The 19774-nt window shown below is 43.8% G+C and carries 16 protein-coding genes; 15 read left to right on the forward strand and 1 reads right to left on the reverse strand.

All coding sequences use genetic code 11. The features are described 5' to 3' along the window. The first annotated feature begins 33 nt into the window (after positions 1-33). The 7 genes from J2736_RS07285 to J2736_RS07315 all read left to right on the forward strand — a co-directional run bounded on the left by J2736_RS07285 (position 34) and on the right by J2736_RS07315 (position 7762). On the forward strand, positions 34-1353 hold the full coding sequence (locus tag J2736_RS07285) for an ABC transporter substrate-binding protein (protein ID WP_310224837.1): 1320 nt from the start codon (positions 34-36) through the stop codon (positions 1351-1353). Between the two features lie 30 nt (positions 1354-1383). Continuing rightward, entirely contained in the window at positions 1384-2262 is an 879-nt protein-coding gene (locus J2736_RS07290; RefSeq protein WP_310224839.1) for a carbohydrate ABC transporter permease, read from the forward strand. Beyond that, on the forward strand, positions 2255-3085 hold the full coding sequence (locus J2736_RS07295) for a carbohydrate ABC transporter permease (protein ID WP_310224841.1): 831 nt from the start codon (positions 2255-2257) through the stop codon (positions 3083-3085). Before J2736_RS07290 ends, J2736_RS07295 begins: the two co-directional genes overlap by 8 nt. A 57-nt stretch (positions 3086-3142) precedes the next feature. Then, entirely contained in the window at positions 3143-5131 is a 1989-nt protein-coding gene (locus tag J2736_RS07300; RefSeq protein WP_310224842.1) for a right-handed parallel beta-helix repeat-containing protein, read from the forward strand. 187 nt (positions 5132-5318) lie between these two features. Further along, positions 5319-6095, forward strand: a complete 777-nt coding sequence (locus tag J2736_RS07305) for a TerC family protein (RefSeq protein WP_310224844.1) — start codon at positions 5319-5321, stop codon at positions 6093-6095. Between the two features lie 181 nt (positions 6096-6276). Beyond that, the gene (locus J2736_RS07310; protein WP_310224846.1) at positions 6277-7080 is read left to right on the forward strand and encodes a LysM peptidoglycan-binding domain-containing protein; all 804 of its coding nucleotides are present in this window, start codon (positions 6277-6279) and stop codon (positions 7078-7080) included. Positions 7081-7183: 103 nt separating this feature from the next. After that, positions 7184-7762: a hypothetical protein gene (locus J2736_RS07315; protein WP_310224848.1), complete on the forward strand. Its 579-nt coding sequence runs from the start codon at positions 7184-7186 to the stop codon at positions 7760-7762. A 128-nt stretch (positions 7763-7890) separates the two neighbouring features. Here the strand turns inward: J2736_RS07315 and J2736_RS07320 are convergent, their stop codons facing one another. Beyond that, positions 7891-8790 (reverse strand): helix-turn-helix transcriptional regulator, encoded by a 900-nt coding sequence (locus tag J2736_RS07320; protein ID WP_310224850.1) that lies wholly within the window; start codon positions 8788-8790, stop codon positions 7891-7893. Here J2736_RS07320 and J2736_RS07325 point away from each other — a divergent pair. The 8 genes from J2736_RS07325 to J2736_RS07360 all read left to right on the forward strand — a co-directional run bounded on the left by J2736_RS07325 (position 8782) and on the right by J2736_RS07360 (position 19702). Next, entirely contained in the window at positions 8782-9783 is a 1002-nt protein-coding gene (locus J2736_RS07325) for a phytanoyl-CoA dioxygenase family protein (RefSeq protein WP_310224851.1), read from the forward strand. The two genes, J2736_RS07320 and J2736_RS07325, sit on opposite strands and share 9 nt — an antisense overlap. A gap of 117 nt (positions 9784-9900) precedes the next feature. Then, complete coding sequence (locus J2736_RS07330) at positions 9901-12090, forward strand: family 78 glycoside hydrolase catalytic domain (protein ID WP_310224853.1); 2190 nt, start codon at positions 9901-9903, stop codon at positions 12088-12090. Between the two features lie 158 nt (positions 12091-12248). Further along, positions 12249-12995: a type I methionyl aminopeptidase gene (gene map / locus J2736_RS07335; protein WP_310224854.1), complete on the forward strand. Its 747-nt coding sequence runs from the start codon at positions 12249-12251 to the stop codon at positions 12993-12995. A gap of 106 nt (positions 12996-13101) precedes the next feature. Further along, complete coding sequence (locus tag J2736_RS07340; protein ID WP_310224856.1) at positions 13102-14874, forward strand: sensor histidine kinase; 1773 nt, start codon at positions 13102-13104, stop codon at positions 14872-14874. Between the two features lie 14 nt (positions 14875-14888). Next, positions 14889-15947 (forward strand): response regulator, encoded by a 1059-nt coding sequence (locus J2736_RS07345; RefSeq protein ID WP_310224858.1) that lies wholly within the window; start codon positions 14889-14891, stop codon positions 15945-15947. 128 nt (positions 15948-16075) lie between these two features. Beyond that, complete coding sequence (locus tag J2736_RS07350; RefSeq protein ID WP_310224860.1) at positions 16076-17824, forward strand: extracellular solute-binding protein; 1749 nt, start codon at positions 16076-16078, stop codon at positions 17822-17824. Positions 17825-17908: 84 nt separating this feature from the next. Next, on the forward strand, positions 17909-18799 hold the full coding sequence (locus tag J2736_RS07355; RefSeq protein WP_310224861.1) for an ABC transporter permease: 891 nt from the start codon (positions 17909-17911) through the stop codon (positions 18797-18799). A 15-nt stretch (positions 18800-18814) separates the two neighbouring features. After that, positions 18815-19702: a carbohydrate ABC transporter permease gene (locus J2736_RS07360; protein WP_310224863.1), complete on the forward strand. Its 888-nt coding sequence runs from the start codon at positions 18815-18817 to the stop codon at positions 19700-19702. Positions 19703-19774 lie beyond the last annotated feature (72 nt).

Consider the following 19774-nt stretch of genomic DNA (forward strand, 5'->3'; position numbering starts at 1 on the left):
TTCGAAATTGTTCTTAAAAGGGAGGTCATACTCATGAACAAAAAGACAATCGTCATTAGCATCGTTGCAGCACTATCACTCACGGCCTGTTCAAACGAGAAACCAGCGGATACTTTACCTAGCAGCACAAGTGGAACGGCCACGGCATCAGCAACACCAGCTCCATTAAAAGATGTCACGTTGAAAATTGGCTTGCCCGGCGGTTATGACATCACTAGTAAGAAAATCATAACGAACTTTCAAGCGAAGTATCCGAACATTACGCTGGAAATCGAGGAGACGCCTTGGGCGGATTTTGTTACGAAGATCGTTACTCGCATTGCTGGAAATAACCCGCCAGATCTTTGGCTGCAAGAAAATGCCGTTGTTCTAGGTTATGGAAAACGAGGTGTTGCGGAGAATTTAGAACCGTACATTAAGCGCGATATGAAGACCGATGACTATGTAAGTGCGCTTACGTCCGCCAAACTGGACGGTAAAATATACGGAATTCCGCACGGGATCAACCCTGGGGCGCTCGCTTTTAATAAGCAAATTTTCAAAGATAATAACATCCCCTTGCCGACGGATGATTGGACCTACAATGATATGATAGAAGCTGCGAAGAAGTTGACAAAAGACACTAACGGAGACGGGAAAGCAGATATTTACGGCTTCCAGGCAGGAAGTAATATCACACTAGGCTGGCTGCCTTGGATGAGGGCGTATGGCGGTTCCTCACTCGATTCATCATTAACCAAAGCAACTTTCACCGATCCCAAATCGATTCAAGGGCTGACAGCCTGGTCCGATACAATTAATAAGCTGAAAGTTAGTCCTACTCGAGAAGCTGCCACCACTGGCAAGTTTTTCGAAAATGGGAAGACAGCGATGACGTTCATGCAATATGCAACGCAAGTTTCACTTAATAAAAGCAAACCGGACCTTGATTGGGACACGGTTAAGATGCCGATCGGTATGGATGGCAAACGCTTCGTTCCGATGGTTGTGAACCAATGGGTTTTATATTCCAAATCGAAACCTGATGTGAAAGAGGCCGCATGGACATTCCTCAAGTATTATTTGAGTGATGAGGGGCAAGGGTTGCTGTCAGAAAGCGGCACAAGCTTGCCAGTGAAGAAAACAGCCCTGACAGAGTTGGAGAAATCGACAACCAAACCGCTCAACAAGAAGGCTTATACTAAAGGGATTGAAGAAGCGGGCGGTACATTGGATGAGAACGCATCCTGGAACGAATGGAGAGCGGCCGCCGGCCCGATCTTGAACGATATCATGGACGGTAAGCGTGCACCGGAAGACGGAGCCAAAGAAATTCAACAAAAAGTCCAACAAGTGCTCGACGATAACAAATAAACCTGCTTGTACTTAAAAAGGGGTGTTCCAATGCGCAAACAAGGCTGGTGGGGCTTCGCCTTCACTTTACCTTTTGTCCTGCAGCTGCTTATCTTCTTCTTGTTTCCCTTCGTATTTTCACTATATATCACGTTTACGAAGTGGGATTTATTCAACCCGCCGCAATGGATCGGTTTGCGCAATTGGAACCAATTCCTACATCAGAAAGTTTTCTGGCTTTCCATGCGTAATGTCGGCTATTTTGCCATCCTGTTCGTGCCGCTTCAGACGTTCGTTGCCCTAATTCTAGCCTATTTGCTTAATCAGCAAATTCGGGGTAAATCCTTGTTCCGGGTTATCTTTTTTCTCCCTGTAATCACACCTTGGGTAGCAGGGGGGATGATCTGGCTATGGATCTTTAACAATGAATTTGGCTTGTTAAACTGGATTTTACATACGATGGGGATTGGGCCGGTTGATTGGATACGCAGCGGAAAATGGTGGTTAGTCATTGGGTCTATCGCCCTCATTAACGTCTGGAAAGGGGCCGGCTATTCGATGGTTATTATTTTAGCTGGCATGCAGAATATTTCGGAAGAAATGTTGGAAGCGGCACGGATGGATGGTGCGACAGGTTGGAATCTATTCACCAAAATCATTATGCCAATCGTGTCTCCTATGTTGTATATGGTGATGATTCTCTCTACGATTTCTGCTTTTCATGCATTTGACGTATTTCTAGTTATGCTAGGTGACGTCATTTCTGTAGCCGATCGGAATATGGTGCCGAACATCCTGATTTACCGCGATTCTTTCCTAAACTTTAAAATGGGCAGCGCATCCGCCATGGCGTGGGGACTGTTCCTGATCATTCTGCTCATCACCATTGTACAGAAGGTTACGGAAAAGAGGTGGGTGCATTATGAATAAAACAAACCCTGGTTTACGAACTTCCGCCTATGTGATATTAGGAGTTGGATCCTTTATCATGCTTGTTCCTTTCTTGTATATGCTTTCAACTTCTTTGACAGCAGCGGGCTCTGAGTTAACCTTACCACCCAAACTAATACCAGAGCCTTTCGTATGGCATAACTATACGCAGGTATGGATCGAGGTAAACTTCCTGCAATACACCATGAACAGCATCTTTGTCACGCTGATGGATTTGATTGGAACCGTAGCTTCCTGTGCGATCGTAGCCTACGGTTTAGCTTTCTTCCAATTTCGCGGTAGGAACATGATTTTCCTATCGATGTTAGGTACGATGATGCTGCCATCCCAAATTACGATGATTCCTACTTATTTTATCTGGAAGTCCGTCGGTGCACTTGATACGTATTATCCGCTTATTGTGAGGAGTTTTCTCGGCGGGGCATTTGGTATCTTCCTTTTGCACCAGTTTTATAAGACTTTGCCGAAAGAGCTGTATGATGCAGCTTGGGTAGATGGCGCAAATCCATGGAAAATTTTCTATAAGATCTATCTTCCTTTAGCGAAACCAGCCTTATCAGCACTAGCTGTGTTCACCTTCATGAGCGCTTGGAATAACACATTAGAACCACTAATTTACTTACAAGATAAGCATATGTTTACACTGCCTCTCGGACTGCTGTTTCTGAAAAACGAAGTTCAAAATCGGATGACGCTCGTTATGGCTGGAGCCGTTATTACCATTGTGCCTGTGCTTTTCGTTTTTCTCTTTGCTCAAAAATACTTTGTCCAAGGAATCGCTTCGACTGGATTGAAAGGCTGACATTCCTGCAACCCTACTTAATACCCGCATGTCGGGAAAAGGAGAGTAACGATAGCTATGTCTAAACCATCTAACCAATCAAATGATGTAGAAGAAGCTGCACATAACGTGGACGCAGAGGGAACAACAGTTCGGGAAGAGAAAAATAAACCATTAATTAGTCGCAGGAAGCTGCTCGCTACGTTAGGACTGGGAGGAATTGCTGCAATCTCTACAGGACTCTGGGAGGGAGTGGGAAGGTCAACAGTCTTCGCCAAAGATCAGACAGTAACCGGTTCCGTATACGGTATAACGAATAAAAATCGGAAGAAAGAATTACTGGAATTACTGGATATGCAATTGTGCGTCACAGTCAAACTGGAGGATCTGAGGACTGAACTTGATCCTAATCCGAGTTTGGCTTACTACGTAACGAATGAGATGCAAGAAGGTTTCTTCCGGTATGATCCAAATGACACGACTACCGCGGATAACACGGGAACTGTACTTGTATCTACGAATGGCAAGCGATTCAAACGCATGTATGAAGATACGATTATCGCAACCTGGTTCGGTGCTAAAGGTGATGGCTTGACGAACGATACGTTGGCTTTACAAACAGCTTTGAACACTGCTTCTGGCCACAAGTTGTTTATTCCTAAGCAGCGGAGCGGCTTTTACTTAACAGGACAACTGTTCATTCCAAGCCAAATCGCCATCGAACTAGAGCCGGGGACGATAATTCAAGCGATAGATACCCTTAGCCGGGTAAGTCCAACTTTCGAACGGTTAATACGTATCAAAACTGTTAAAGACGTATATATCAATGGGAATGGTGCCATATTTCGTATGAACAAAGCGGCGTATACGTCCGGTGAACAGGCTCACATTTTCGATATTAGCGGATCCGAGAACGTTGTAATTGAGAATATCAATGCCAATGACAGTGGTGGAGACGGGTTTTATATCGGGTATTTTGAATCGACAGTAACTTTCTGCCGGAATATTGTGATCCGAAACTGCCGAGCGGACAATAACCGCAGACAAGGTTTATCCGTTATTTCGGTAGATGGCCTTACTGTGGAAAATTGTCGCTTCACCAACACAAAAGGGACAGCTCCTCAGAGTGGCGTCGATATTGAGCCGAATGGCCAACTGGACCTGCTGAAAAATATTCGCTTCATCCAATGTGTGGCGGAAGGGAACACAGGTCGTGGTTTCCTAATCACTTTGTTGAAACCAACTGCGGTTAGTGCGCCAATTGATATCGTTTTTGATCGCTGCATCACGAAAGGCAATTCATTTGGTTATTCCATGAATTATGGAGGAGATGGCGCCAAAGCCGTCCAAGGTGAAATTAAATTGATTGATTGTATTGCTGATAGTGAGCAGTACGGCGGATTTTCTGACTTATCATTCTCCGCAGACAGTGCGAAGAGATCCTATATTCGCTGTAAAGCGATCAACTGCAATACAGTTAATCAGCCAGATGATCCTTACGGATATGGTTCCTCATTCATCCTTACAACGGTGCCCGCACAGGTACGAACCGCTATTGGAAATGCGGTCTATATGGACTGTGAATCCATTGATTCACGACAAGTCCCCTTGATAAAACGAGGATTTTCTTTAAAGAAAAACAAATCAGAAATCATACGGAACGTTGCCTATCTCAACTGCTCCATCAAAGGTGGAGGTCAAAGCATGTATTCGATAGATCCCACTTCAGAGGACATTTATGCAGAAAAAAGTCCGCTGCCCATTCAAACGTTCACGTCCTCCGGCGCCATCACTCTCGATTACATCGGTTTCAAAATCACTAATGCCGGCTCATCTGGAGAGGTTAGTCTGACACTACCTACAGCAAAAGCATCCGTTACTTATACTTTTTTTGTAGAAGCCTCGAATCGACTTAATCTCGTGACACAGCCTGGTAAGAGCATTCTGACACCAAGTGGAGGGAAATCCCTTATCGGTACAGCTGTGCAAGGCAATTCCGTCACGTTACTGGGACGATCAGATGGTCAGTGGGAGATTGCAGGCATTGTGGGAGAATGGTTGTTATAGTTTGGATACATGCAGAAGCCTGAGGAATCAGGCTTTTTTTCGTGCTTGAAGCACCGGAGGGGATGTTTTCATGAAGTTGTGGTAATATAAGGGAGACTATTCTTAAAACTATTTGACAGCAGCAAAGTGATATATTATATTCGGACAAGCTAACAAGTGACGTTTGACATTGAAAGGGGATGGAAAGTTGGATTCAATTTGGTTAGAGTATGCATGGGCTTTACTGATACTTATCGGTTTGGAAGGTTTGTTATCTGCGGATAATGCGCTAGTTTTGGCAGTAATTGCGAAGCATTTACCGGATAATGAGAAAAAGAAAGCGATCAACTATGGGATCATTATGGCCTTTGTTTTCCGCTTCGCGGCGTTGTTTGCCATATCATTTATTGCGAACGTTTGGCAAATCCAGGCGATCGGTGCGGCTTACCTGTTATATCTCGGGTTAAAGCACATTATCCAAGCGCGGTTCTTCAAGGAAAATGAGAATAATCGCGAGGACTTGAAGAAAGATGCAGCAGGGAAAAGATTTTGGCCTACCGTAGGAAAAATTGCTATTGCGGATCTCGCATTTGCGATTGATTCCATTCTTGCCGCAGTAGCACTTGCACTTGGTCTACCGGACTCACCGCTTGCTGATTTCGGCGGAATGGACGGAGGAAAATTCCTAGTTGTTTTACTTGGCGGAATCGCTGGACTCGTCTTAATCAAATTCGCTGCTACGTGGTTTGTGAAACTGCTTGCTGAGCGGCCAGCACTCGAAACCACGGCTTACGCGATTGTTGCCTGGGTCGGCGTGAAGCTTGCTGTCATTACTCTAGCCCATGAAGATATCGGTGTGTTGGATCATAGTTTCCCACATGGCACAGCCTGGACGCTAATCTTCTATGGCGTTTTGATTGCGATAGCTCTTCTAGGTTGGTTTGCACCAGGAAGTAAAAAACAGTCGCAAGCGAATCCACTATAAAAGAAAAACCTGATAAAGCCACAAGACAACCAGACATGCTGGGTTGTCTTGTGGCTTTATTTTATTTGGACATCTTCTCTGGATCGAAGCCTGGTGGGAATATGTTTAGCGCTATTCACGTTAACAGATAAATACGGCATATGATGGGTATATACCTATTTGAAGAAGGAGTTGCGTTTCCATGCCGATTTCATCAGGAACCCACTTGCTGTATACCGTTCACCCGGGTGACACCTTGTATTCGATTGCTGAACAACTGGGTACCAACGTACCGTCGCTAGTTCAGATTAATGCGTTATATCCACCTTCATCAGACCCTAACCGAATCTATCCTGGTCAAGTGCTCTTAGCCAGATTGCCAGGAATGGCGGAGCAAAGCTCTGTTCTGTATCAGGTTCAGCCGGGTGATTCCTTATTTAGGATCGCAGAGCGTTTCTCTGTAAGCGTTGATATGTTGGCGGGACTTAATCAAATCCAGCAACCGGACGTACTCAAAGTCGCTCAGTTGCTGTTTATTGCTTCTTTTGCCTACGAAGTAGAGCAGGGGGACACTCTGTTCAGTATCTCCCGCCGCTTTGGAACACCGATGAGTGAGTTAATTCGAGCTAACCGCAATCGTCAGGGGCTATCACCTGATGTCATTTACCCCGGATTCCGGTTGGTCATCCCGCTTCCATCCTCGACGAATATCGTCGTATATGAGCCTTTACCTGGAACGAAGATTGCTTCCGGACAACGATTGATGGGGAGCGCCAGAGCTTTCGAAGCGACGATAAATTACCAAATTCGCGACGCAATGGGGCGTTCCATTACAGAAGAAAAAGCTGCAACAGCTGCACATGGTGCTCCTGCCTTCGGATTATTCGACGTACAAATCAAATTTGATCAAACACCCACTACACCAAATGGTTCATTAATGGTGTACACCCGCAGTGCCCGCGACGGTAGTATTCAAGATTTAGTAGAGGTCCCCGTTACTTTTTAGAACAACAAAAAACTACAAAATACTGACATTAATCGACAGAGATGCAGGAATACGAAGCGAAAATGTGGAATTATTATGTCATATAGCAAAGAGGGGTGAAGACTTGAATCCGAAATTTAAACAACAAAAATTCGCAGTTAGAAAACAGATCCTTTCTCTACTTGGCGCTAAAATTGATATTTTCGACATGGACGATAGGGCTATTCTGTTCTCCAAGATGAAAGCTTTCAAGTTGAAGGAAGACATCCGAATATACGGGGATGAAACCATGCAACAAGAGTTGATTAGCATTCAAGCGCGAAGTGTTATTGATTTCTCGTCTATCTTTGACGTAGTAGATGTAGAATCCGGGCAAAAGGTAGGTTCACTGCAACGAAAAGGTTTGAAGTCGATCTTCAAAGATGAATGGGCGATTTTGGGCCCTAATGATTCGGAGATTGGATTGATTAAAGAAGATAACGCGCTGTTAGCTCTACTACGGAGGTTCCTGACAAATTTGATTCCTCAACATTACAATGTAGAGTTAAACGGAACAAAAGTCGCTGAGTTCAAACAAAACTTTAATCCGTTCGTTCAAAAGTTAAACCTTGATTTTTCCGCTGACACGAACGACAAGCTTGATCGCCGCTTAGGCTTAGCTGCAGCTGTAGTTTTAATCGCTGTCGAAGGCAATCAGGGGTAGATGTCATATATTAGCTTTGTATAGAAGCCGTTCCATAAGTAGATTCTTCTACTTGGGGACGGCTTTTTGTTTGGGAGGATTGGATTAACTCCGATAGAGAGAGTTATGACTGGCTGACAAAAACTAACTTATAAGTCGCCCACTTCATTCCCATATAATCTAAACGTAGACGGTGACATTCCGCTTATGGATTTAAAATGCCGACTGAAGTAATGGATAGAAGTATAGCCAAGCTTACTAGCAACAACCTCGACTTTTTCTTCTTTTAAAAGCAACTTTTTTGCCAATTGTATTCGCTTATGAATCATGTATCGCTTAGGTGAAACACCCATAACCTCTTTAAACAACTGGGAAAAATAAATATGATGATAACCGCAGCTCTTGGCTAGTTCTGTTATACTCCATGCTTGCTCGGGATGTTCCTTAATCATCTGTAAAGCATTGCTAATCATGGTTCGTTTAGAACTATGTGTGAAAGCAACATCTAACTCACGACGTATGATTTGAGTTAAGACTTGTAGTAGAAGTCCTCTTAATACCATGGCGTAGCCATGATCTTCTTCTTTGTATTCTTGAACAATTTGATGAAAAATCCGTTCACCTTCCAAGAACCTAAAATGAACAGGGAACGACACGCTGCCGTAACTCTCAACTTCAACAGTGTAGGGCAGCGCTGGCTCATAGGGCGGGTTCTCATGAAAGTTTTTCAGCTTTGGACCTGGATGAATAGGCTCTGGAGACATACGCGTCCAATCAAAGTGAAGACTGATGAACGTGGCGGGCATATCTGGATGAACGGTAAGTTTATGCAGCGTATCTGCTCCCCAAAAAGCACAATCGCCTGGCAGAATTTCATATTCTTCGGAGCCTATGAACAAATTCATGCGTCCAGAAATCACATAAACAATCTGATAATCAGGAATGGTTCGAGGACCGTAAGCTGTACCGGCCGCAGCGTTCTGTATATTGGCATAGTTCACAGCAGGAAGCAATAAGCTCATCGGCCCTAGTGAACGAGAATGTTCCATCTAATTGTCTCCCTTATCGATCTTTTGTTCTCACCTAATTCGCTATATGTCCTTGAAAACCTTTGGAAAGTGCAACTAATTCTAATCATTCCTGCAACGACTTGTGGCAAGTCAACTGTTACACTTGATCTTGTAAGCAAGAACAACAGCTACCTACAAATCGTAGATGGGGGATTCGACATGCTGACAGTGGAACAAGTGAAGGCTTTTGAGCGAGATGGTTTTATAAAAGGTGAGGTTGTGCTAAACGATGAGGAAGTTGAGCTTCTGCGTCGTGAACTGGATCTCGTGTTGGAAGGGAAAACGGTGAAGAAACCGGTTTTAAATCGTAATTTAGCAGATAAAAGTGAATATGGCATGAGCATGGAAGCAAATGAAACCATTGTTCAGGTCGTTAACATTTGGATGGCCAGTGATATTTATTTACAGCATGCCGCTAATCGCACCTTATGCGAAGATGTTGCACAACTCGCGGGTATTGACACATTGCGGATTTGGCATGATCAAATTCAATATAAGCCGCCACTCACAGGTGGCCCAACGAAGTGGCATCAGGATCATCCCCTATGGCCGATCATTCAACCATCAGAGCTGATTAGCGCTTGGGTGGCGTTGGACGATGCCGTTATTGAGAACGGCTGTATGTGGATGGTACCCGGTAGTCATACTTGGGGAGATCATCAACGACATTTGCTTCACGGCGAAGATCATATGCCGCAGCATAAACGCCCTGAATTGTTACCACCAGGTGTGGAGATAAAACCAGTACCGTTTGAAATCAAGAAAGGTCAGGTCGGCTACCATCACTGTATGACCTGGCACGGATCGTTGCCTAATCACTCAGAGATGAAGCGTCGTGCGATTGCTGTACATTACATGCCGGGTAACATTCGTTATGTGCCCGTCGGCAATCACCCTATGCGGAAACATATCCATGTACAACCAGGTGAACTTTTGACCGGAGCGGATTTTCCCGTTGTGTATACAAAATAATACGTAATTATAAAAAATGTGATCTAAGCGAAAAAGTGTATATTGATTCACTTAAGATCGCACGTTATGATGACTCCATAGTTTGTTTAACATTGAAGTGAAGTGGAGTTGGTATGGTTGACGCAAGCGTGGCAGGCAAGTTGGTTGACAGAACGTTCTTTTACTAATTTGAAGAAACCCTATCTCTTCCATAAAGAACTTGAAGAGGTTGAAATCGAACCACACGATCCTGATTTACAGCATCATCATTGGTATGTTAGAAGGGCAATTTCATTAGATAGTCAGGTGATGAATGAGGAAGATATTTGGCTTAACCTGACGGCAGACGATTATTATAAATTGTATATTAATGGCGAGTTCGTCGCTCAAGGGCCAGCTCAAAGTGATGCGAATCATTACTATTTCAATAAAATAGATGTACGTTCCTATTTGAAATTGGGCGAAAATGCAATTGCTGTTCATGTCTATTATCAAGGGCTGTTAAATCGCGCGTATAACAGCGCCGACTATCGGCAAGGTTTGATAGCTGAACTATGGGCAGGTGAGAATCTTCTGCTTAAAACTGATGGTACCTGGAAAGTGAAACGAGCTCAAGATAATCAACCAGGCATCAAATTCGGCTATGATACGCAATTTACAGAGAATCTGGACGCAAGGCTAACCAATCGGGGCTGGACTGAAATCAGTTACGACGATTCCGAATGGGATTATGCAGAAGCCGCGGAGCGAACGGATTATACGTTCGTACAGCAACCAACGCCATTGCTTGCCGTCTATAAAAAGCAACCTGCACATGTCAAACGGCTTGGAGAAGGTCATTTTTTGATTGATTTCGGGAGTGAGTTGACAGGCCAGTTCGCCATGAGTGCCCATGGAAATGGGGGAGATCCCGTACATATTTTCTCAGGGGAAGAACTGATGACCGGGGATCAAGCAGTTCGCTACGAAATGCGTTGCAATTGCCTTTATCATGATCAGTGGACGTTATCTGGGGATATCGATTACTTTGAAACATATGATTACAAAGCATTTCGTTATGTGGAAGTGCAGGGACCTGAGGAAGCGTTGATACCAGACTCATTCCACGCCGTAGTCAGACATTATCCATTGGATGAAGAAAGCTGTCTGCTTCATAGTTCGGATGTACGGATGAATCAAATTTTTGACATTTGCAAAAACGGTGTCCGCTATGGTTCGCAGGAAAATTATGTAGATTGTCCAAGTCGAGAAAAGGGTCAATATTTGGGGGACAATACGATTATTGGTCACTCCCATATGCTGCTTAGTGGCGATTTACGGCTATACCGTAAAGCTATTGAGCAATTCGCTCGAAGTTCGTTCGTGTGTGTAGGGATCATGGCTGTTGTACCCGGACATTACATGCAGGAAATCGCTGATTTCTCTTTGCAGTGGCCGCAGCAACTTCTCACATATTACCGATACAGTGGAGATAAGGCATTTCTTCAGGAAATGTACCCTTTTGCGGAAGGTTTATTACAACATTTCACGCAATTTGAGCGCGAAGATGGATTGCTAAAGGATGTCACGGACAAATGGAATCTGGTCGATTGGCCACAGAACTTACGTGACAATTATGATTTTGAACTCAGCAGGCCTGTCAGTCCTGGCTGTCATAACGTCATTAATGCGCTCTATATCGGCTGTGTAAGTACCGTTAACGAGATAAGAGACTTGCTTCATGTTGACTATGAGAATCGACTTCCGCAATTAAAGATGAGCTTTATTAAAGCATTCTATGATAAGGAGAATGGTTTGTTTACGGATTCAGAGCAAAGTACGCATCATGCCTTGCATGCCAATGTACTTCCGCTGCTATACCATATAGCCCCTGAGGAATCAGTCACCACGATTGTTGACATGATCCGGACCAAACGTTTTGCATGCGGCGTTTATTTCTCTTATTTTGTCATGAAAGCACTTGCTGAGGTGGCAGAGTATGCGTTGATCTATGACTTGCTCTCAGCGGACGATGAGCATTCTTGGGGGAATATGCTGAAAGAAGGCGCGACCACTTGCTTCGAAGCATGGGGGAAAGATCAGAAATGGAACACTAGCCTGTGCCATCCATGGGCCAGCGGGCCGGTTCCTGTGCTGATCGAAGACATTATCGGCTTAAAACCTGCGAAGCCGGGGTGGGGAGCAATTGCTTTTCGACCAAAGCTTCCAGCGACTTGGACGTCATTTTCTTTGCAGCTGAATGTGCCCACGGGCACGATTCGACTCCAATACGAGAATGGGGAGTGGAATGAAAGCTTCCCACCTGGGATTGCTGTTATACGGGACTAAATACAACGGAATGATAAATAAATGTTATATGAGATGCCAGCAAACTGTGAGTTTGCTGGCTTTTTGCATCAGCTTTTTTAACTTAAAAACACACCTTACATTGATTTAGACTTTTCGCGAATGTAAAATTGGAAGTGTATAACAAAGGAGGTCTTTCTATGACAATCAGTTCCCAGAAAGATATCGATGAACTTATGAAAATCGGTAAAATCGTTGCGTTGACAATAGCTGAAATGAAACGTCAAGCACGTGTCGGAATGACGACGAATGAATTGGATGATATCGGAGAAAGATTTTTAAATAGCCATGGAGCCGTGTCTGCTCCAAAAACAACCAAAAACTTCCCGGGCAACACATGCATCAGCATCAACCGAGAAGTGGCTCATGGCATACCAGGAAATCGGAAAATTCAGCCAGGCGATCTTATTAACATCGATGTTTCTGCAGAACGTGGAGGCTATTTTGCAGATGCGGGGAACTCTTTTCAAATGCCACCCTATCATTCGTCCTTAACACGCCTCTGCAATTATACTCACCATACGATGATGAAGGTTATTTCTTCACTCACACATGGCGTAAGACTGAATGAAATCGGTAGAATGATTCAAACCGAAGCTGAAAAAGGAGGTTACGCGGTCATAAAGAATTTGTGCAGCCACGGTGTTGGGAAATCCTTGCATGAGGCGCCAACGGATATTCTTCCTTTTTATAACAAGCACGATAAACGCGTATTGAAGGAGGGGGTCGTCATTACGATTGAACCTTTCTTATCAACGGGTGCGGATTACGTTGTAGAGCAGTCAGATGGGTGGACTTTATGTCTACCGTACGGCGGCTTTGCGGCGCAACATGAGCACACCATCATAATTACAAAGAAGCAAACCATCATAGTGACGGTAGCTTAAGCAGAAGGAGAAATTCAATCCACATCGAATACTCATAACGGTAAACTTTAAGGAAGTATTTGGAGAATTAACTTACTAAAGGTAGTTCAACTATGGGGTGGTGAATGTGCGCAGCATTACATTGATCAATACTTTGACCTTGAAAGTTATTCGTAGTAAGACAGGTTTTGCTAGATTATTGCGTAACCCTTTCGGTACTTCTTCACTCAGGAAACGAATTGTTGTTACGCTCATTTCGAGTTTTCTTGGATGTTCCATTTTAATGGCGTCTGTCTCGTACAATGCGATTAACACGATGCAGCAAAACAAAATTAAAACGAACATGGCCTTCGATTTATACCAGCAATCAATGAAGCTCACGCAAGTGTATTATAATCTGCTCCAAGTGACGCAACAAATGACACCTCAAGGAAATGTCGGCAACCTCATGGATACCTATTTCTCCACTGACGATCTCTACAAACGACTTCAACTCTCACTAAGTGTATCGAACAATATCGGACTGATCTCCTTTTCAAACCCTGCAATGGAGTTGGTGATGTACTACAATCCTGAGGACAAACACCCGCTATATTCAAATTTACCGTTACGTGAAGATTTTACAATGCAATCCTTACCTAATGTAGCTGGCAACGAGAGCATCAATTACCAATCGCCACATTTGTCCCTATGCAGATTCAGCGATGATCAAGTCGTGTCGGTAACACGCGAAATTACTTTTTCCGATGGAACGAAGCAAGTGATTTATGTCGAAGCCAAGTCCGATCTCGCGACGGACATTAGTAAGCTTTCATCCAGTCTAAATTTACCGTACGTACTGGTTTTGAGTGATCAAGAGAAGCAAATTCAATACAGCAGTGATCCAAGTATGTTTACCGTCGGTCAAGACTTGGTACTTGGCGGGAGTTCGGGTATAAGCGAGGGATATATATGGGATCAGTTAGTGAGTGATTATGGTTATCATATCGCCCTTATGCTGCCTATAGAGAGCTATAACCACGAATTTTACACTTGGAAAAATCATATGTTGATAATATTGGGAATCGCTCTAATCATCCTGTTATCCATCGCGTTACTGCTGCTGCGGTTGATCAACAGACCGCTCCGCGTGTTCGAAACGGAGATGGTAGCACTCGGAAGAGGGCACATGGATGCGATGCAGTATCGTACTGGCATTTCTGAGTTTGACAAGCTCTTTGATCAATTTAATAAAATGAAGCAACAGATTCAACAATTAATTATGGATGTTGAACATAAGGAGAAACGGCGTCATCAGTTGGAAATAGAGAAACTCGCTTATCAAATAAATCCGCATTTTTTGATGAATACGCTGAATTCGGTACGTTGGCTGGCCGTCATGCACCGGCAGCCTGAAATCGACAAGTTCGTATCGACATTGATTTTTTTGCTTAGCTACAATTTAGGGAAAACTCAGGAAACAGCAACACTCCGAACCGAAACACAAGTTATGCGCGCTTATCTTGATCTTCAGCAAAAGCGATACGATTTTCAAGTGAATTTGGATATTCCTGAAGGAGATTATCTCGATAGTCCTGTCGCTCGTTTTATTCTTCAACCTCTCGTAGAAAACGCCGTTTGTCATGGCCTCGATGATCAAGGCAAGCTGGAAGTGCGAATTGCTCCTTACGAAATAGCTGGAATTATCATAATCATCATTCGCGATGATGGCAAAGGACTTAGCGAAGAGACACTTGCCTTGTTGCAACGTGAACCGCCTGATCAACAGCAGGGAGGGAGGGGGATCGGCCTGCGATATGTACGATCTATGTTGGAATCGTTTTATGGAGATAGAGCCCGTCTACAGATTGACAGCACTCCGAACCATGGTACAACGGTAATCATGTATCTCCCCTATTGAAAGGAGAAACTGATATGATTCGAGTATTAATTGTCGATGACGATAAACTCGCGCGAAAAGGACTTATTTCCATCATGCCCTGGTCCGAGCATGGCATGACCGTAGCTGGGGAAGCTGCAAATGGCGCGAAAGCATTGGAATTTCTAGACCAGCATACGGTGGATCTGATGTTTGTCGATATTTCCATGCCCGTGATGTCAGGGATCGAATTGATACAGGCAGCACGTATCAAATATCCGACTTTGCGTTCTGTGATGTTAACGTTTCATGAAGATTTTGAAACTGTTCAATCCGCTTACCGATTGGGGGTTCTCGATTATATTTCTAAAGTACGACTAGAGCTAGAGGATGACCAACAAATTCTCAAACGAATCCGTCTTAAATTAGCTGATGAATTTCCTCAGCACATATCGGTTACTGGGGCGACGACTACATTGTCAATCCAACATGATAGCGTAGAGGATGAGCAATGGCGCAAGCTCGAACACGATTGGCACTCCCTGTACTGGCTGTATAATGAGGCCATATTCCAACATTTATGCACGCAAACGATTGCGATGAATCGTTCAGTTCGTAGGCTTGAAGCGCTATTTATGCGTGTAATCTCACAAGTAGAGATCGCCGCTAAGCTCGACACGGGGTTCTGGTCTGAAATCGACGACATCCGGTCAGCTGTGGAATGGATTCGCCGATATCGGATGCTCATCTATACGCAAGTGACGAAGTCAACAGATTTATCGAAAACGATGATCTGCATGCTCAAGGCCGTGCAATTTATTCGTGAACATACGGCGGACACGTTACATGCAGAGAATGTTGCCGAGCATGTGAATATGAGCCGCAGTTATTTTTGTCAGTGTTTTAAAAAATTAACTGGAACCACTTTCAACGATTATCTCCGGCAAGAACGAATCCGTGCTGCAGAGCGGCTTTTATCTGAAACGAATCGTCCAGTGACATGGATTGCCCATGCAGTTGGGTATGGTGACGCCAAATACTTCTCGCAAATATTTTACGAGCAGACGCGGCTGCTTCCAACCGAATTTCGGGCACAGCGTCACAGAGAGATTTGATCACTTAACATCTAACAAATACCCCCCTTGCGAGCATGCGTTCACTTTAAACGCGATACATCCATCGGACTTTTTCTATCAACCTTCCATGTATAATTGGGATGAAAAGATATAAGGGAGGGATTAAGTTGAAAAGAAAACTTGTAAGCGTACTCCTGACGACATTTCTAGTTTCAAGCATGGCAGCTTGTACTTCTCCAAATGAAACAAAAGAAACGAAGACGCCTTCAACATCAGATGTGAAAGCTTCTGCATCACCTGAAGTGAAAGCGCCTTCAAGTACAACCGCAACACAAACTAGTGATGATGTAGCATTTTCCAAATTTCCATCTCCGGTCGATGTTCATATTGGCATGGTTGTGGATCCAACAGACAAAACGTTGCCGCAAGGTGATAGTGTAGGAAACAATCAATATACGCGTTATCTGAAGGAAAAGTACAACATCAATATTATCGTTGATTGGACGGCAGCAACTGGTAATGATTATAAGCAAAAAGTGAGTCTCTCTATTGCATCGGGCAAACTGCCAGACGGCATGGTTGTAGATGACAGGTCCTTTATGACGAAAGCGGCCAGTTCAGGATTACTGTACGATATCACCGATTCGTTCAACCAGTATGCCTCTTCGCAAGTCAAGGAAATTATGGCAAGTACACAAGGCCGTGCGTTGGAAAACGCAAGTTACAAAGGCAAAATGACATCACTGCCTAATATCACCGTGGATACAGATGGGGTTCACATCATGTGGATTCGCAAAGATTGGCTCGATAAACTAAATATGCCGGTGCCCAAGACAGTGGGAGACGTTGAGAAAACAGCGAAAGCCTTCATTGACAACAAATTGGGCGGGGACAAAACAATCGGCATTGCAGGTCCTTCAAAAAATACGTTCCCATACGCAACCTTCCTCGTTTCTTCCAACAACATGGGTGGATTTGATCCGTTATTCGGTGCTTTAGACGCCTATCCAGGCTACTGGCTAGATAATGGTAACGGATCGGTTACCTATGGAACAACGACAGACAATACAAAGAAAACACTGGCTTTACTGGCTGATTGGTACAAAAAGGGACTCATTGACCCAGAGGTTGGTACCCGTGACAACGTAGGGGATCCCATCAATGCCAACAAGGCGGGAATCTTCTTTGGTCCGTGGTGGAATGGCGGATACGGAAACGGGGATTCCTTCAAAAACGTTCCGAATGCCAACTGGCAAGCTTATCCTGTTTATACGGATGACGGGAAATGGAACACCCATATGAAAACGACAGGCAGTACGTATACGCTCATCAGTAAGAACGCGAAACCAGATGTTGTTAAAGCGATTCTCATCATGAATAACGCGCTTGTACGCGATGAAGCCACATTCAACCTATCCGTCGCTGTGTCTTGGTATCCGCTGCGTAATGTCATGGCTGCGGCAAATGAAACGGAGTATGAATATACCGAGCTTCTTAAAGTCTTGAACGGTCAAAAGAAACCAGAAGATTACAATGTGCCGAACAGCTTGTATAAACTGATGTACGCAGATGCAAAGAAGGTACAAAGCGTAGTTAAACCGCCGTACGATAACTTGAACGTCAGCAACTTCGATAAGACCAACTTCGGGGATTTCCAACGTCTCTATTCACTGCTGATTGGCGACCGTGCATTCTCAACGATCCCGATCAATAAAAAAGTGTTCAGTGTCACCTATAACCAAACACCGACAATGGAGACTAAATGGGCGAACTTGAAAAAGATGGAAGATGAGACCGTTCTAAAAATCATCCTTGGCCAGACGCCAATCGATTCGTTTGATAAGTTTGTTAAAGATTGGAAGGCACAGGGTGGGGATCAGATCTCAACGGAAGTTGCGGATCTCCTTAAGAAATAACTTGGCTATACTTGCAAAAGGCGTTGGCAGACTCAACGCCTTTTGCAAATTTCAATATGGCTGTTGAGATGGGGGACAACCGTTATGAGGAAAATGGGTTTCCAAAAGCATTATTACTTCATGCTGCTTCCAGGCATGATTTGGCTTATTATGTTCAGTATTGTACCGATGTTCGGCATCGTGATGGCATTTCAAAATTATAATCCCGGCGTGGGAATACTCGGTTCCGAGTGGGTTGGGTTGGAAAATTTTAGATATATGTTTCAATTAAATGACAGCAAATCGGTCATTACGAACACCATTATTATCGCTGTGGGCAAAATTGTATTTAATTTAATAATCCCCTTGGTATTTGCGATTCTACTCAATGAGCTTACCAACTTGCGATATAAAAAGTTTGTTCAGACCATCGTTTATTTACCTCATTTTTTATCATGGGTTATTATGGCGACGATCGTTATTGGCATTTTCGGTTATTACGGTGTTGTCAACACCGTCATTCAAATGTTCGGGGGAGATCCCAAGCTTTTTATGGCAGACGCAAGTATATTTCGTCAATTGGTTATCGGCACCGATGTGTGGAAAGAGTTCGGATACAATGCCATTATTTATCTTGCAGCACTGACTGGCGTCAACATGAATTTATATGAAGCGGCTGCGATCGATGGAGCTAATCGGTGGCAGATGATAAGGAATATAACACTTCCGGCGCTTACGACAACCGTCGTGCTGCTGGGCGTTCTGAGCCTAGGCAACGTGCTAAATGCAGGTTTCGATCAGGTATACAATCTCTATAATCCACTTGTCTACTCCACAGGTGATATTTTAGATACATGGGTTTATCGGCTTGGCTTGCAGAATCTGCAATTCTCACTGGCAACAACTGCAGGTTTGTTCAAATCGGTCATCAGCTTCTTGCTCATCGTTATCTCATACCGGTTAGCATACAGATATGCAGATTATACCGTATTTTAAAAAGGAGGCATTGCAATGGTAAGAAATATTACGTTAGGTTCGCGTACTTTCGAGATTGTCAATGTGGCTCTCCTAGGATTGTTGCTAATTAGCTGCGTATACCCGTTATGGTATACCTTTTGTGTGTCCATCTCCGATAAATCAGCTGCAAACGCAGGGTTGGTCACACTCTATCCCATTGGTTTTTCTTTAGCCTCCTACAAAGAGATCATAAACGATGGACTTTTCTTAAATTCCTTCTGGATTTCAATCCAACGAACCGTGTTAGGTACGGCATTCTCCATGTTCATTAGTATTCTGATGGCCTATCCTTTGGCCAGATCTAAGAGAGAATTTAAAGCACGCAATACGTTTATGTGGATCCTGGTTTTTTGTATGGTATTCAATGGTGGTCTAATTCCATGGTATCTCACGATCCAGAATTATGGTTTAATCAACTCCATCTGGGCACTAGTGCTTGGCGGTGGTGTTCCAATATTTAATGTAATTTTAATTATGAATTTTTTTCGGAATCTCCCTAAGGAACTTAGCGAAGCGGCAATTGTTGATGGTGCAGGCCCTTGGGCCACTTTGTTTCGGATCTATATCCCTTGTTCCATCCCTGTCTTAGCAGCAGTAGCGCTGTTTATCAGTGTCTATCACTGGAATGAGTTCTTTAACGGTCTGGTGCTGATGAATACATCTGATAAATATCCGCTGCAAACCTATATTCAGCAGTTGGTAGTTAACATCCCTGTTGGAACCAACTTGACACCAGAACAATATAAAAAGCTCTCTGAGTTATCCAACAGGACACTCAATGCTGCTAAGGTCTTTATTGCCATGGTGCCTATGCTAATCGTGTATCCATTCCTTCAAAAATATTTCGTATCCGGCATCATGCTGGGTGCAGTGAAGGAATAACAGGAATGAAACGCTGCTGATAACTAAAAATTTTTATGCCAACAGGTTACCGTAATTAACGGTAGCCTGTTT

The sequence above is a fragment of the Paenibacillus qinlingensis genome, from assembly GCF_031455095.1.
Taxonomy (GTDB): Bacteria; Bacillota; Bacilli; order Paenibacillales; family NBRC-103111; genus Paenibacillus_E; species Paenibacillus_E qinlingensis_A.